We start from the raw sequence: 16,201 nt of genomic DNA, 5'->3' as shown, positions 1-16,201 counted from the left end.
AATACGAGATTATCCGTTGACGTTAATTTTTCAATGTATCCATTTCATCGATATGGACGGTCTTACGATTCCGGTAAAGCGAGAATAAAATCGCCAGGCCTACTGCAGCTTCAGCGGCTGCCACTGCGATGGCAAACAGAGCAAATACTTGCCCGGTAATCGCAGGCGCCGGTCCGAGCTTGCTAAAGGCGACCAGATTAATATTCACCGCATTTAGCATTAATTCAATTGATACAAGAACAATGATGGTATTACGCTTAGTTAGAGCTCCATAAAGCCCTATGCAAAATAGGGTTAATGCCAGTGTTAAATAAGCAGGAAGCGGAACAGCACTCATTTTTCCTCATCCTCCTTTTGATCATCTTTTCTTGCCAGCACCACAGCACCAACTAAGGCAACCAACAGCAATACAGAAACAAGCTCAAATGGAATCACAAATTTCGTAAAGATTGCGAGTCCAATTTTCTCCGTATTATTACTGTGCAAGGTGCTCGGTTGGTTGACCACATTAGAATCACCGGCGCCTGTTTGGACGATTTCTGTAAAGTTTAAATTATAAATGCCTGCATAGACGGCACCTGCAAATCCTAAAATTCCGATTATAATAAAGGCTTTTCTCCATATGCCTGCCTTCGATACACTTGGGTCGCGATGTTTGGTCAGCATAATCCCAAAAAGCATAATAATTGTGATGGCTCCAGAATAAATCATGATCTGGACCACCGCCACGAACTCTGCTGACAGTAAAATATAGATTCCGGCGATGCTGATGAAGGTAAACACAAGCGCCACCATCATATGCATGACCTTTGTTAAATGAATCATCAGCACAGCGCCGCAAATTGCTATTAACGCTAGCACAATGAATGCCGCCATTTCTCCGCTCATTATTGATTCACCTTTCGAATGTTTTCATCATTTTCATCAAGCCATTCTAGGTTCTTAAATAACTCGTCTCGGCTATACTCTGCCAGTTCAAAATTATTGGTCATGACAATGGCTTCTGTTGGACAGACCTCTGTACATAGATCACATAAAATACAAATCTCAAAATTGATGTCATAGGTGTCGATGATTTTGCCTTTTTTAGTAGGGTCAGGATGTTTACTGCCTGTCAGATGAATACAGTCTGTAGGGCAGATATTCATACATTGATTGCATACAATACATTTTTCGGGATAAAATTTTTGAATGCCCCGGAAACGGTCGGGTACCATAATCGACTTGTTTGGATAATCGTAGGTTACTTTTTCACGAGTGAGATTTTTCAACGTGTACTTCAGTCCCTTAGCTAAACCGAACATTTTTCTCCCTCCCTCTAGTAATCTCTCAATCTAGGCGACGATTTTGATAACTAAGGCGGTTATGAAAATATTAATCAAGGCAATCGGCAGTAACACCTTCCAGCCAAACTCCATTAAATGGTCTGCCCGTAAACGCGGAAACGTCACACGAATCCAGATCAGGAAAAAGGTGACCGCAAACCATTTTAAGCTGAACCATATGGCACCTGGAATCCATTCAAGGAACGGAAGCGGCTGCCATCCTCCAAAAAACAGGATCACTGCCAATGTGGCCATGGCAAACATATACACATACTCTGAGAGCATAAAGAATGCCCACCTGAAGCCCGAGTATTCCACATGAAAGCCGGCGACTAGCTCCGATTCAGCCTCTGATAAATCAAAGGGAACACGATTTAATTCCGCTACTGCTGCTATTAAAAAGACAACAAACGCAATCGGCTGACGGATAATATTCCAAACACCGGATTGACCTTCGACAATGTCATTTAAATTGAGACTGCCTGTTAACAGAATGATCCCGATGACCGACATGACGAGCGGCACTTCATAGGAAATCATTTGGGCCCCTGCACGCATTCCGCCAAGGAGAGAGTATTTATTATTGGACGCCCATCCGGCTGCCAATATCCCGACCGTACTAACTCCTGACACCGCAATATAATAAAGCAGCCCTACGCCAAGATCTGCAAATTGAAGAGCTTCTGTAAAGGGCAATACGGCGACAACTGCCATGGCTGGTGCGAAGGCGATAAAGGGAGCTAATTTAAATAATGGTTTATCCGCCTGATTCGGGATTGTATCTTCCTTAAGCAATAATTTAAGGACATCGGCGACAGTTTGCAGCAACCCCCATTTCCCCCCAAGTTGATTAGGGCCATGGCGCAACTGCATATAACCCATTACCTTCCTCTCTGCCAAAATCGCAAATGTCACAAAGCCCAGAATGACGAACATCAGAACAATCGCCGAACCTGCAAATATAGCTACGGAGCTCCAGCTCGGAGTTGAGGTAAGTAAATCCTGAATCATTACCCATCAACCTCCCCAAGGACGATATCAATTGCACCCAATATGGCAACTAAATTGGCTATGTTCTCCCCTTTTAATAATTTCGGCAGAATTTGCAGATTGTAAAAAGATGGACGTCTAAATTTAAGTCGATACGGTTCTTTTTTTCCATCACTCGCGATATAACAGCCAATTTCCCCACGTGGTGATTCAATCCGGACAAATCCTTCTCCTTTTGGCGGTTTAATTATTTTAGGAACCTTCGCCAGAATGAGACCATTGGACGGAAATTGCTCGATACATTGCTCGAGAATTTTCAAGGATTCTTCTATTTCATCAAGTCGAATCTCATATCTCGATAACACATCGCCTGTTTCACGTGTAACAATTCTGAAATCAAATCGATCATAAATGGAGTATGGCGCCGTCTTGCGTAAGTCCTGTTTTACGCCCGTGCAGCGTAAATTGGGCCCGCTCAATGAGTAGTCAATCGCTTCATCAGCCGAGTAAATTCCGATGCCTTTTACACGAGTTAAAAAGATTTCATTTCCGCTGACCAGCTCCCGATAGCCCTCCAGCTGTTCACGCATATATGGAATAAAGTCAGCAACCTTTTGGATCCATCCATCCGGGGCATCCCATTTCACACCGCCTACACGCATATAATTAAAAGTCAACCTGGCCCCCGAGAGCTCGTTTAGGAAATTAAGAATCATTTCTCTTTCCCTGAAAGCGTAGATAAAGGGGCTGGTCGCTCCCAAATCCAGCACGAATGTCCCCCATGCGACAAGATGACTCGAAATCCGGCCGAGCTCCATGGCCATGACCCTTAAATATTCAGCTCGTTCCGGCACTGCAATCTTCATCATCGTTTCGACCGCATGACACAGCACATAGTTATTGGTCATTGCTGATAAATAATCAAGCCGGTCTGTGTAGGGGATAATTTGCGTGTATTGCAGATCTTCTGCCAGTTTTTCTGTTCCTCTATGTAAATAGCCAATCACCGGCTTCGCTTCTGTAATGATTTCCCCATCAATTTTTACGACAATCCGCAGGACACCATGTGTACTTGGATGCTGAGGTCCTACATTCAACAGCATTTCTTCCGTTCGAATCATATCCCTCTACACCTCCACATCATCATACTGCTCATAATCCTTACGCAGTGGATGACCAACCCAGTCTTCCCCGAGAAAGATACGCTCTAAATTCGGATGGCCTGTAAAGGTGATTCCGAGTAAGTCGTATATTTCAGACTCTGCCCAATTTGCACCTGTCCATAACGGGACAACAGATTCCAACTCAAGTTGATCACGATCCAGCTTCACTTTAATGACAATATCACGCTGATATGGAAAAGAATACAAATATAAATATACCTCGAAATGGGTAATAAAGTCCGTTCCGTGAATTTCCGATAAATAATTAAATTTCAACTGCTCATTTTTTCGTAAAAGCTCAAGTGTTTTATAGTACGCCTCCCTTTTTACCACGATTGTAGGCACATCTTTGGAAAGCTTATTAATATAGGCATCTTCTAAACTATCTGAGCCTATGTTGATTTCCAGGGTAGTTTTATATAAATCTAGCTGAGATTGATTTGGTGATGGTGCTTCTTCTGGTGTTGGAGTAGAAGGTTTTTCTGTCATTTTTACCTTGGCTTTAGCGGCCGCAGCTGCTTTTGCCTTTGCTACTACAATTGCTTTCGCTTTTTCTTTGTCTGTTTCTTGTGGTGATAAGGCTGTGGCTGACTGGGAATCTCCTTCTCCCTCTCTCCGTTTTTGCTTGGCCTGCGCGGCCGCCTTTGCCTTTGCCGCTGCTGCCGCTTTTGCTTTAGCAAGGGCGATTGCTTTTTCTTTGTCCACTTCTTCTAGTGATGCGGATGGGGCTGACTGGGAATCTCCTTCTCCCTCTGTTCGCTTTTGCTTGGCTATGGCAGCTGCCTTTGCTTTTGCCGCGGCTGCCGCTTTTGCTTTGGCGAGGGCGATTGCTTTTTCTTTGTCCGTATCTTCTGGTGAATCGGATGGGGCCGATTGGGACTCCCCTTCTTCCTCTGTTCGTTTTTGCTTGGCCAGCGCAGCTACCTTCGCTTTTGCCGCTGCTGCCGCTTTTGCTTTGGCGAGGGCGATTGCTTTTTCTTTGTCCGTATCTTCTGGTGAATCGGATGTGGCTGACTGGGAATCTCCTTCTCCCTCTGTCCGTTTTTGCTTGGCCAACGCAGCCGCCTTCGCTTTTGCCGCTGCTGCCGCTTTTGCTTTAGCGAGAGCGATTGCTTTTTCTTTGTCCGGTTTTTCTGGTGATGCGGATAGGGCCGACTGGGAGTCTCCTTCTCCCTCTGTCCGTTTTTGCTCGGCCAGCGCAGCCGCCTTCGCTTTTGCCACGGCTGCCGCTTTTGCTTTAGCGAGAGCGATTTCATCTTTATCTTGTTGGGAATCTGTTTGAGTAGATTGTTCTGAGGATTGTTTTTCAGCAAGCTTTCGTTTCGCTGTTTCTTTTGCCTTTTCTGCTGCATCTTTTTTTTGCTGGGATAAGTCTTTTTCGCTCAACTACAACACCCGCTTCCCAGTTTTCGCTTCATATTTAATCTTCTCTTTTAATTTATTTATGCCATATATCAGCGCAGCAGGATTTGGGGGACAACCGGGTATATAGACATCGACCGGCACAATTTGGTCGACTCCCTTCACGACACTATAGGAACGCACATATGGACCTCCTGCAGTCGCACACGAACCCATGGCAATCACCCATTTTGGTTCAGGCATTTGATCATAGAGCCTTCTTAAAATAGGAGCCATTTTCTTCGTTACTGTTCCAGAGACAATCATAACGTCAGATTGACGAGGTGACGTCCGAAAAAAGGAACCAAACCGATCGACATCATAATGTGAAGAACCCACCGCCATCATTTCAATTGCGCAGCACGCCAGTCCAAAAGTAAGTGGCCATAATGAGTTTCCTCTCGCCCATCCCTTTACTTGCTCTAAAGTTGCGAAAAATATTGTACGCTGTAATTCATCCACTTCACGTGGAGATAGCTCATCCAACTTTAATTCCATTTCAGCACCTTCTTTTTCCAGGCATAGAGTAAGCCAAGCACAAGCATCAATACAAAAATGAACATCTCAATCAGTGCAAATACGCCCAATTTGTCATAGGCTACGGCCCACGGATAAAGAAATACAGTCTCCACATCAAATAAAACAAACAACAGCGCAAAAATATAATAGCGTACATTAAATTGAACCCGCGAATCATGAAAGGGTTCCAACCCACTTTCATATGTTGCACCTTTTGCATCGGTAGGTTTGTGAGGTCTTAATACCTTTCCCAAAGACAGTGCTACGATCGGAAGTAAGATACCAAGGCATAAAAAAACCAGAACGATTAAATAATTGTTCTGATACCAATGTAGTGATGCCACTCTCATCCCCCATTTTCCTTCTAAAATTATCAAAATATCCCATATGTAACCGTATACATTATATCATCGGCGAATATACGTGTCGATTCATGCGGTGACTATGGTCATACCACTCTTTTAGAATGTATTTTTATAAATTGCGTAACTTGTATTTATCGGCTGGGAGGAGATGGACGCTTTGCTCTGGCTTTTACCAGGCTTTGACAGGCCTTTACCCTACCATAGCCTACCCATAGCCCGGGCATAGGCCGGGAATAGTCTCTTTTCCTCGGCTTTCACCCACCTTTGACAGGCCTTTGCCCTATCATAGCCGTCTCATAGCCCGAGCATAGCCCGGGAATAGTCTCTTTACCACGGCTTTCACCCGCCTTTGACAGGCCTTTGCCCTATCATAGCCACTCCATAGCTCGAGCATAGCCGGGGGATAGTCTCTTTTCCCTGGCTTTCACCCGCCTTTGACAGGCCTTTACCCTACCATAGCCGACTCATAGCCCGAGCATAGCCAGGGGATAGTCTCTTTTCCCTGGCTTTCACCCGCCTTTGACAGGTCTTTGCCCTACCATAGCCGTCCTATAGCCCGAGCATAGGCAAGGTATAGGCGCTTCCCCATCCACAATCCAACTTCACTTCCGCTCTCACCCAAACAAACATCCCACATACTTTATATATATTTCACGAATGCCAAGTTATGTACAAAAAAACTCCAGGGGGTTCTCCCCTGGAGTTTTTAAATGACCTTTTATCGTCTGTTGTGTTCAGCAATATCTAGACGGTTTAAAGCACGCTTAAGTGCCAGTTCAGCACGATGTGCGTCAATTTCAACTTGTCTGTCTTGAAGTCGTCTTTCGGCACGTGCTTTAGCCTGTTTGGCGCGAGCAGTATCAATATCTTCAGCACGTTCAGCTGACTGCGCGAGTATGGTTACTTCTTCTCCGTTCACTTCCATGAATCCTCCGGATACAGCAACCCATTCTGTATTGTTACCCGTTTTTAAACGAACGGAACCGATATCAAGTGGAGCGACCATTGGAACATGTCCGGCAAGAATACCAAGTTCCCCCGTTTTTGCTTTGGTACTGACCATTTCTACTTCTTCTTCCAATACAGGACCGCCAGGAGTAACTACAGAAACTTTAATCGTTCTCATATATGTGCCCTCCTATAAGATCCTTTTGGTTTAAGCCTCAACGCCCATTTGCTTAGCTTTTTCAACAACGTCTTCAATGCGTCCAACTAAACGGAATGCATCTTCAGGAAGGTTGTCGTATTTGCCTTCAAGGATTTCTTTGAAGCCTCTAACTGTTTCTTTAACTGGTACGTAAGAACCTTTTTGACCAGTAAACTGTTCAGCTACGTGGAAGTTTTGAGATAAGAAGTTTTGAATACGTCGTGCACGGGCAACGACTAATTTATCATCTTCTCCCAATTCGTCCATACCCAGAATGGCAATGATATCTTGTAATTCTCTGTAACGTTGCAATGTAGATTGAACGCTACGAGCTACTTCATAGTGTTCTTCTCCAACGATCTCAGGAGAAAGCGCACGAGATGTAGATGCCAATGGATCCACAGCTGGGTAAATACCCATTTCTGATAGTTTACGCTCTAAGTTTGTTGTTGCATCTAAGTGGGCAAATGTTGTAGCCGGAGCCGGATCCGTGTAGTCATCGGCTGGTACATAGATTGCTTGAATAGATGTAACAGAACCCACGTTAGTGGATGTAATACGCTCTTGTAATTGACCCATTTCTGTAGCCAATGTTGGTTGGTAACCAACGGCAGAAGGCATACGTCCAAGAAGGGCGGATACTTCTGAACCGGCTTGTGTGAAACGGAAGATATTATCGATGAAGAATAGTACGTCCTGACCTTGTGCATCACGGAAATACTCAGCCATTGTCAAACCAGTCAAGGCAACACGCATACGCGCACCCGGTGGTTCGTTCATTTGTCCGAATACCATGGCTGTTTTCTTGATAACACCGGAGTCAGTCATTTCGTGGTAAAGGTCATTACCTTCACGAGTACGTTCTCCAACACCTGCGAATACGGAGATACCACCGTGTTCTTGGGCGATATTATTGATTAATTCTTGGATTAATACAGTTTTACCTACACCGGCACCACCGAACAATCCGATTTTTCCACCTTTAATATAAGGTGCTAGTAAGTCTACTACTTTGATACCTGTTTCCAGGATCTCAACTTCAGTAGATAGTTCTTCAAATTTTGGAGCTTCTCTATGGATTGGATCTTTTTGATAGTTTCCTTCTAGAGGAGCATCTAAATCGATTTTTTCACCTAACACGTTGAATACACGACCAAGTGTTATGTCTCCAACCGGTACAGAAATTGGTGCTCCTGTATCGATTACCTCTGCATTACGGACTAATCCGTCTGTAGAAGCCATTGCAATCGTACGAACCGTATCATCGCCTAAGTGAAGAGCAACTTCCAAAGTAAGGTATTCTGCTTCATCAGCAGGCGCTCCTTTGGAAATGTTGATCTTCAGAGCGTTATAGATCTCAGGTAGTTTGCCGTTTTCAAATCTAACGTCGACAACCGGACCCATGACTTGAGTAACGCGTCCTATGTTCATTCCATTCCCTCCTATTTACTCTATGCCGTGTGAATGTTCGAATCTATAGTTCCATTTTATCTATTCGAGTGCAGCGGCTCCGCCGACAATCTCGGTAATTTCTTGTGTAATTGCAGCCTGACGAGCACGGTTGTATGTCAATGTCAGAGAGCCGATAAGCTCGGAAGCATTATCCGTTGCACTCTTCATTGCCGTCATCCGTGAAGCGTGTTCGCTTGCCTTACCATCCAACAATGCGCCATAGATTAAGCTCTCAGCGTATTGTGGCAGTAACACTTCCAGAATCTCTTCCTCATTAGGTTCGAATTCATAAGATTTTGCTGCTGCATTTCCTTCTACACTTCCAAGAGGTAAAAGTTTAGTTTCCGTTACTTCTTGGGAAATAGCACTAATAAAGTGGTTGTAGTACATATAGATTTCGTCAACAGTTTCGTCTGCGAATAATTTTACCGTACTGGCTGTAATTTCTTTAATGTCGTCAAAGCTTGGTTGATCAGACAATCCGACCATCTCCTGGATGACGTTCATTCCACGGATGCGGAAGAACTCGCTTCCTACACGTCCGAGAACGATAATACCGTATTCATCCGGGGATTGATGGCGTTCATTGATTGTCTGATAAACTTTACGTAAGACACTACTATTATAGGCTCCAGCCAATCCGCGATCGGAAGTGATAACCAAATATCCGGTTCTCTTCACAGGACGTGAGACCAGCATCGGATGAGATGCATCCGTGCTTCCATTCGCAATGCTCGCTACGACCTCTTGGATTTTCTCCATGTACGGTACAAAAGCTTTCGCGTTCGCTTCGGCACGATTCAATTTGGAGGCGGAAACCATTTGCATGGCTTTTGTGATTTGGCTCGTCTTTTTAGTTGATTTTATACGCGCATCTATATCACGTAATGATGCCATTCATTCTCACCATCCTAGTATTTAATGCCTATCCTGTTATTCCGATACAACAAATTGTTTTTTAAATTCAGCAATCGCTGCTTTCATATCATCTTCTTTTGGAAGATCGCCAGTTGTGCGGATATGTTCAAACAGCTCATTATGATTACGTGCAGTCCATTCGATGATTTCAGCTTCAAAACGTCTGATATCAGCCAATGGAATATCATCAAGGAATCCACGAGTCAAGCAGTATAGAATCAATACTTGTTGTTCTACACGAAGTGGCTTGTGAAGATCTTGTTTTAATACTTCTACTGTACGTTGACCACGATTTAATTTAGCTTGTGTTGCTTTATCCAAGTCAGATCCGAATTGGGAGAAAGCTTCAAGCTCACGGAAAGATGCCAAGTCCAAACGTAGAGTACCGGCAACTTTTTTCATTGCTTTAATTTGCGCTGATCCACCTACACGGGATACGGATAGACCCGCATTGATTGCAGGACGTACGCCGGAGAAGAAAAGATCAGATTGCAAGAATATTTGTCCATCTGTGATAGAGATAACGTTTGTTGGGATATAAGCGGAGATGTCCCCTGCTTGTGTTTCAACGAACGGTAATGCTGTGATTGAACCTGAACCAAGTGTATCGTTCAATTTCGCAGCACGCTCCAATAGACGGGAGTGCAAGTAGAATACATCCCCTGGGAATGCTTCACGGCCTGGAGGACGACGAAGCAACAAGGAAAGCTCACGATAAGCTGCTGCTTGTTTGGATAAATCATCATATACAACAAGGACATGCTTGCCTTGGCGCATGAAATATTCACCCATTGTTACCCCACTGTACGGAGCCAAGTATAGCAATGGAGCTGGTTGAGATGCAGATGCTGAAACGACGATTGTGTAATCCAATGCACCATGCTTACGGAAAGTTTCAACTGTTCCACGAACTGTTGATTCTTTTTGTCCGATTGCCACATAGATACAAATCATGTTTTCATCTTTTTGGTTCAAAATAGTATCAATCGCTACAGATGTTTTACCTGTTTGACGGTCACCAATGATTAATTCACGTTGTCCACGTCCGATAGGAACAAGGGCATCGATCGCTTTAAGACCAGTTTGTAAAGGCTCGTGTACAGACTTACGATCCATTACACCCGGTGCATTGTTTTCGATTGGTAATGTTTCAGTTGTAGCGATTGGACCCATACCATCAAGTGGTTGTCCAAGAGGGTTTACGACACGTCCGATTACAGCCTCACCTACAGGTACTTCCATGATGCGGCCAGTACGGCGTACTTCGTCTCCTTCTTTAATGTCGCGGAAAGGACCCAGGATAATAACACCGACGTTATTTTCTTCCAAGTTTTGCGCCATACCAACTACACCGTTGGAGAATTCCAATAACTCTCCGGACATGACGTTGTCCAATCCATGAACACGCGCGATACCGTCACCAACAACGATTACGGTGCCGACTTCACTCATTTCTATATCAGATTGATAGCCTTCAATTTGTTTCTTAATCAGCGCGCTGATTTCTTCAGCTCTGATGCTCATGAATTTCACCCCTAACTTCTAATATTAACCCAGCAATTGACGTTCCAAGCGTTCCAACTTACCTAAAACGGTACCATCAAAAATACGGTTACCGATTCGCAGCTTGATTCCGCCTAGAAGACTGCTGTCTACGATATTTTCAATGCGCAGTGCCTGTTTTCCAATTTTTTGGGCAAAAACCTTTGAAATGCTCTCTTGTTCCGGCTTCGATAAAGGACGGACAGAATAAACTTTAGCATCGACTACACCTGTGTATTCGTTTACTAATAAAATAAATTCATCTGCCAGAGTCGTCACGATATTTTCGCGATGGCGTTCTACAAGAATCATTAACAGGTTTTGAATGGATGGAGACATAGTAGCAAAAGCCGTTTTAATAGCGTCTTTCTTACTCTCCATAGCAACCTTTGGATGCTCAAGGAATGAAGTAAGTTCCTTATTTGAAAGGAATACTTGCTTCAATGTCCGCATTTCACCTTCCAAACGGTCAATTTGTTTATCTTCCTTGGCAATTTGGAAAAGAGCATCTGCATAGCGTTTTGCTACAACTGTATTACTCATCGCTCTTCTCCTGCCTCTTGAATGTAATCGTTAATTAATTTTTGTTGATCAGCTTCACTAAGTTCTTTTTCAATCACTTTGGACGCAATTAGAACGGACAAGGATGCAACCTGCTCACGAAGGGCAACCATTGCTTGTTCTTTTTGTTGTTCAATTTCGCGTTTCGCTGACTCTTTCACACGTTCAGCTTCCTGACGGGCAACAGCGATGATTTCTTCGCGTTGTTGTTCACCATGTTTCTTAGCATCTTCAATAAGAGACAAAGATTCCTGGCGTGCTTCTTTCAGCATAGTACGTTGTTCTTCTAACAAAGAAGCTGCTTCTGCACGATTCTTTTCTGCTACTTCAATTTCACTTGCAACATGAGATTCACGTTGTTTCATAATGCCCATTAGAGGACCAAATGCGAATTTTTTCAGTAAAAGCATCAAGATAATGAAAGCGACTAATTGGAAAACGATGTCTCCCGTATTTAGTCCGCTGTGTGCTGCAGCTCCAAGTACCAAATTATTAAATAACACCCCTATTTCACTCCCTTCAGAAGTCTTTACGGATTACCTTTTTTAGTGCATATACGTTTAAACCGTACAAGGACGGCTAAATTTTAGTAAACATAAAGGAATGGCGAAGATAATCACTTGATTCTCCGCCATCAATATTGTCAATTACTTGTTCAATACCATGAACGCGATAACAACCGCGATGATAGGAATCGCCTCAACTAACGCTACCCCGATGAACATAGTTGTTTGAAGCATACCACGTGCTTCCGGTTGACGTGCGATACCCTCTACTGTACGAGATACGATTAAACCATTACCAATACCTGCTCCAAGAGCGGCTAAACCGATTGCGATTGCTGCTGCTATAACTCCCAAACTCATTATGAAGTTCCTCCTTTAATTTGTATAACTTAAATTAGATTTTTTTATATTATTAATGGTCTTCGCTGACTTTGTGAGCCATGTAAACCATCGTTAACATCGTAAAGATAAATGCCTGGATTGCTCCAATAAATACACTGAAACCTTGCCATATAATCGTTGGCACAATAGCTAAAATATTGCCCCAAAGTCCTGTAGCAAGAGATCCTGCTAAAAGGCTGAGTAAGATTTCACCCGCATAAATATTACCGAATAGACGCAAGCCCAGTGTTAGGGTATTTGCAAACTCCTCAATAATCTTTAAGGGAAATAAGAACGGCATTGGTGATACAAAGTTTTTACTGTAACCTTTAAAACCACGCATTTTCAGACCATAGAAGTTTGTTAAAACTACGATCATCACTGCAAGGGTTAAAGCGACTACTGGATCGGCTGTTGGCGACTTCCACCATAGGTCTCCATTATATGTTACTGAGAATGGAAGACCAAGCATATTTGAAACAAATATGTACATGATGAGCGTCGTTCCAAGAACTAAAAAGCGCCCGCCTGTATTCCAGTCCATGTTGCTATTAATAATATTTCTGACAAAGTCAATGACCCACTCCATAAAGTTCTGCATACCTGTTGGTTTCACTGCCAATTTTCTTGTTGACAATATGGCGATTAAAAACACAATCAAACTCGCCACTGTGATCATCAGAACATTACCGAGATTGAAAGTAAGGCCTAATAACTCGACTGTAGGTGCTCCATGATTCAATCTATATTCACCTCTTTTCCCCCCGCCTTATGTTATGGATTGTTAAATCTATCATAATGACAAGGTAACCCGTCATTAATCCCAATACAACAAAAAAGACATTAAAACTATCTGGGTATTGCATGGCAATTGCTACAGCCAAAACGGCTGCTGCCATTCTTGAGATTGTCCCAAGTGATTTCATGCTGCGTCCATTCTGCACCATTTCACCCAATTGAGCAGTTTTTTTAGATAAAAGCCAGATATTATAAATACCTATAATACTACCCAATGTCATTCCCAATGCTTCTGCTTTATATGGGGTTACACCCCATAGAATAACATAAATGGATAATAAGGTGAACGTGAATTTAAGATAGCGTTTGAAAACAATGTGGACTTCTAGCATTTGATAGGTTTCTCCATTAAGTAGTTATTTATTGAACGGATAGCAGCATTCACTCCTGTTGCTTAGTCCGATTCAGGAGACAAAGGATTTAAAAAGGGGTTCCAATTATTAATTATCGGGCCACCACCAAAAAATATTCCCATTAGCATTGGACTGACCATTGTGATAAAATCGCAGACAGTAAACCTATTGCATGAAAAGTACCGCGATTATTTTTCATCGAATCTCCTTTGCTACGAATAGGTGGACAAGCTATAATTATCATCGTCCTCATTGACATGATAGATGGAAATTTGTCTGTCAATTTGAAAACCCTACCATTTATACCCTATGTAAGAATACAATAGGCAAAAATGATTGTCAATTCAGATAGGTAGTAAATCGATTACCTATACTAGAATAAATTCTCAGTTCTGTTAAAAATAAGTATATAAATTTCATTTTAACTGAAATTGTAAGAAAATTGTATGTTTTAATACTACCTTTTGATGATTCTTCTCCACTTCCGTCACAATTTCGTAATAATTTGATTGAATTGTTTCTGGTAAAGTAATCTTTTGTTTGAAAACTCCTCTTTTCACATCTTTCAATTCCGCCAAATCCTTCATATAAATGAGCGAATCCGAATCATAGAGGGAAAACCGTACAGAATCTGCTCCAAACGGCAAATAAATGCTTAAATCTATTTGACGTTTGCCTTTTGTTTGCTCAATCTCTACCCCCTCAGCAATCGGATACTTTGGATTTTTCATTGCAAAAACATATGGAATCTGCCTAACCTTAGAATGTCCTGTTTCATTGAGGTACAAATACCCATCTTCAAGATCCTTTTTCTCTTTCCAATCTTCCAATTCAAGTTGCAGCTCCAGTGTTTTTTTTTGGCCTCCTTCAAGCGTAAAAGCCATTGGGAGCTTCCATGACTTAAATCTTTCCTTTTTTGGAATTGAAAAATAATACTGCTTTTTGTCTTTGCTCCTATTTTCTACTACTATATTTGCTTTATACGTACGGCCATTGGCTGCCATGCCGAAAGTAACAGATGAAGGGGCTAAAAACGTATCCTCTTCAAGAGCACCCTTTACATTTATCCGGCCTGCCCCCTGTTCAAATGTGTGATACATTTCTTGTTTCTCATTCTTCAACATATTGGCACTAGTCATTAAAGCAGATTTAATTTGTTCAGGAGTCCAGTCAGGATGAGCCTCTTTTAACAAAGCACAAACCCCCGCTGCATATGGTGCTGCCATACTTGTTCCCTGTAAAGATAGATAGGCGCCTCCAGGAACTGTACTTTCAATACCTACACCAGGTGCTACCACATCAGGTTTTATCCCAATGGTATGAATGACTGGTCCTCTGGAACTAAAGTTAGCCATTTTTTCTTTTTCTTCTATCTCGATCGTACTGCAGGCAAGTGGTCCCTCTTTCATCGCCCGCTTCATTTTTAACCCATCTTTTTGCTTGATAGTGATGACTGGTATTTTTGAATTCATTTCAAGTGAAGCATTTAACTCTCCTTCTTCATTATTAAAAATGATTACACCCAAAGCCCCAGCATTCGTTGCATTTTTCACCTTTTCCTTAAAAGGGATTACTCCCCTTTCAACTAATACAATTTTATTCTTCACCTTAATGTTGTCGTAATCTCTCTCTTTTCCAATGCCTGCATCCATTAGTAACATAGAATGTGGGAAATTCCATTCCGGGGAACCAATAACAGGCTGAATCTTCATATCCGTCCAGTCCTTCGCAAAATTCAATCGCTTTGCTCTTCCTGCATCTGCACTGGCCCCAATACTTATCGCACCTCCTGATGTCCCTGGTGATCCAACCGTCCAAATGGCCGGTCCATCATTCCCATTGGCCACGACTGCTACAATTCCCTTTTTTACCGCCTTATCAAGAGCCATACTCGTAGGCAGATCAGGACCATTCATCGTATCTCCCAATGACAGATTAATAATATCCATCTTGTCCTTTACTGCTTTCTCGATAGCTGCAATTACTTGATCCGTCGTTCCATATCCGCCTGGTCCCAGCGCTCTGTATGCATAAATACTGGCCTCAGGAGCGATTCCTTTCATTTTTCCATTAGCTCCAATAATCCCTGCCACATGTGTCCCATGAATGGTTGCATTTTTTGAATTCCCCATGGTTTCCATCGGATCTGAATCCTTATCAATTACATCATACCCGCCTTTATAGTTCGCCTTAAGATCAGGATGCGTGTAATCGATACCTGTATCAATGACCCCTACCTTTACTCCCTTACCTGTAGCACGAAATGGCTGATGATTAAATTTCAGGTGCGTCAGGCTTTTTGGTTGTGAGTCTCTTTTAATAGAGGTTTTCAGTGAACCTGTTTGGTAAATAGCCGTAATTAATTTCTCGTTTTGTAAATTTGAAAGAATTGCGGAAGGAACATTTGCCGAAAAACCGGTGTATACAACATTATAAAAATAGCGCGGTTTGATACTTGGATACTTTGTATTCAGCTTTGCCGCTACTTCGTCAGGTGCTTCATCTTTTACTGTTTCAATCACAACTACCTCTGTATCCTCAGCATAACCATGCGGAATATATACGAAAAACTGAATAAACATGAAGATTCCTATTAAAATTTGTTTCACTGATTCTAAATCACCATCCTTATTTTTTAGAATGGTTTAACTGCAAACTCTTATACATGTAAATAAGACTTCTCTTCCCTTTCCACTAAACAATCGAATCCTTTCTCTATTGGCTGCAGACTGTTTGAAGCATGCTACTCTTATCAAAAAATCGTTTAGTTTACACACAGG

The 16,201-nt window shown here is 42.5% G+C and carries 18 protein-coding genes; all 18 read right to left on the bottom strand.

The genetic code is table 11. The features are described from left to right. Positions 1–22: 22 nt before the first annotated feature. The 18 genes from nuoK to AC58NB_RS00800 all read right to left on the bottom strand — a co-directional run bounded on the left by nuoK (position 23) and on the right by AC58NB_RS00800 (position 16,030). Complete coding sequence (gene nuoK, locus AC58NB_RS00885) at positions 23–337, bottom strand: NADH-quinone oxidoreductase subunit NuoK (RefSeq protein ID WP_497424918.1); 315 nt, start codon at positions 335–337, stop codon at positions 23–25. Next, a complete protein-coding gene (locus AC58NB_RS00880) occupies positions 334–888 on the bottom strand; it encodes an NADH-quinone oxidoreductase subunit J (RefSeq protein ID WP_497424917.1) in 555 nt (184 codons plus the stop codon). Before AC58NB_RS00880 ends, nuoK begins: the two co-directional genes overlap by 4 nt. Continuing rightward, the gene (nuoI, locus tag AC58NB_RS00875; RefSeq protein WP_497424916.1) at positions 888–1,304 is read right to left on the bottom strand and encodes an NADH-quinone oxidoreductase subunit NuoI; all 417 of its coding nucleotides are present in this window, start codon (positions 1,302–1,304) and stop codon (positions 888–890) included. The genes AC58NB_RS00880 and nuoI overlap by 1 nt, the downstream gene beginning before the upstream one ends. A gap of 30 nt (positions 1,305–1,334) precedes the next feature. Next, complete coding sequence (nuoH, locus tag AC58NB_RS00870; protein ID WP_497424915.1) at positions 1,335–2,336, bottom strand: NADH-quinone oxidoreductase subunit NuoH; 1,002 nt, start codon at positions 2,334–2,336, stop codon at positions 1,335–1,337. After that, complete coding sequence (locus AC58NB_RS00865; RefSeq protein WP_497424914.1) at positions 2,336–3,436, bottom strand: NADH-quinone oxidoreductase subunit D; 1,101 nt, start codon at positions 3,434–3,436, stop codon at positions 2,336–2,338. The genes nuoH and AC58NB_RS00865 overlap by 1 nt, the downstream gene beginning before the upstream one ends. A gap of 6 nt (positions 3,437–3,442) precedes the next feature. After that, positions 3,443–4,864, bottom strand: coding sequence for an NADH-quinone oxidoreductase subunit C (locus tag AC58NB_RS00860; RefSeq protein ID WP_497424913.1), 1,422 nt, complete (start codon positions 4,862–4,864; stop codon positions 3,443–3,445). After that, complete coding sequence (locus AC58NB_RS00855; protein WP_497424912.1) at positions 4,865–5,377, bottom strand: NuoB/complex I 20 kDa subunit family protein; 513 nt, start codon at positions 5,375–5,377, stop codon at positions 4,865–4,867. Further along, a complete protein-coding gene (locus AC58NB_RS00850) occupies positions 5,368–5,748 on the bottom strand; it encodes an NADH-quinone oxidoreductase subunit A (RefSeq protein WP_497424911.1) in 381 nt (126 codons plus the stop codon). Before AC58NB_RS00850 ends, AC58NB_RS00855 begins: the two co-directional genes overlap by 10 nt. A gap of 733 nt (positions 5,749–6,481) precedes the next feature. After that, positions 6,482–6,889 carry a F0F1 ATP synthase subunit epsilon gene (locus AC58NB_RS00845; RefSeq protein ID WP_497424910.1) on the bottom strand — a complete coding sequence of 136 codons (408 nt, stop codon included), beginning with the start codon at positions 6,887–6,889 and terminating at the stop codon, positions 6,482–6,484. Positions 6,890–6,919: 30 nt separating this feature from the next. Beyond that, on the bottom strand, positions 6,920–8,341 hold the full coding sequence (gene atpD / locus AC58NB_RS00840) for a F0F1 ATP synthase subunit beta (RefSeq protein ID WP_497424909.1): 1,422 nt from the start codon (positions 8,339–8,341) through the stop codon (positions 6,920–6,922). Positions 8,342–8,401: 60 nt separating this feature from the next. Then, positions 8,402–9,259 carry a F0F1 ATP synthase subunit gamma gene (locus AC58NB_RS00835; protein WP_497424908.1) on the bottom strand — a complete coding sequence of 286 codons (858 nt, stop codon included), beginning with the start codon at positions 9,257–9,259 and terminating at the stop codon, positions 8,402–8,404. Positions 9,260–9,295: 36 nt separating this feature from the next. After that, entirely contained in the window at positions 9,296–10,804 is a 1,509-nt protein-coding gene (gene atpA, locus AC58NB_RS00830) for a F0F1 ATP synthase subunit alpha (protein ID WP_497424907.1), read from the bottom strand. Between the two features lie 24 nt (positions 10,805–10,828). Further along, positions 10,829–11,365, bottom strand: a complete 537-nt coding sequence (locus AC58NB_RS00825) for a F0F1 ATP synthase subunit delta (RefSeq protein WP_497424906.1) — start codon at positions 11,363–11,365, stop codon at positions 10,829–10,831. Then, positions 11,362–11,886, bottom strand: coding sequence for a F0F1 ATP synthase subunit B (gene atpF, locus AC58NB_RS00820; protein ID WP_497424905.1), 525 nt, complete (start codon positions 11,884–11,886; stop codon positions 11,362–11,364). The genes AC58NB_RS00825 and atpF overlap by 4 nt, the downstream gene beginning before the upstream one ends. Positions 11,887–12,030: 144 nt before the next feature. After that, positions 12,031–12,249: a F0F1 ATP synthase subunit C gene (gene atpE, locus AC58NB_RS00815; RefSeq protein ID WP_491077357.1), complete on the bottom strand. Its 219-nt coding sequence runs from the start codon at positions 12,247–12,249 to the stop codon at positions 12,031–12,033. Positions 12,250–12,301: 52 nt separating this feature from the next. After that, positions 12,302–13,012 carry a F0F1 ATP synthase subunit A gene (gene atpB / locus AC58NB_RS00810; protein ID WP_497424904.1) on the bottom strand — a complete coding sequence of 237 codons (711 nt, stop codon included), beginning with the start codon at positions 13,010–13,012 and terminating at the stop codon, positions 12,302–12,304. Between the two features lie 7 nt (positions 13,013–13,019). Next, positions 13,020–13,400 carry an ATP synthase subunit I gene (locus tag AC58NB_RS00805; protein ID WP_497424903.1) on the bottom strand — a complete coding sequence of 127 codons (381 nt, stop codon included), beginning with the start codon at positions 13,398–13,400 and terminating at the stop codon, positions 13,020–13,022. A gap of 437 nt (positions 13,401–13,837) precedes the next feature. Further along, positions 13,838–16,030 carry a S8 family serine peptidase gene (locus AC58NB_RS00800; RefSeq protein ID WP_497424902.1) on the bottom strand — a complete coding sequence of 731 codons (2,193 nt, stop codon included), beginning with the start codon at positions 16,028–16,030 and terminating at the stop codon, positions 13,838–13,840. Positions 16,031–16,201: the final 171 nt, after the last annotated feature.

The sequence above is a fragment of the Pradoshia sp. TA40_28 genome, assembly GCF_059694525.1.
This window is presented reverse-complemented; position numbering and strand designations above follow the sequence as displayed.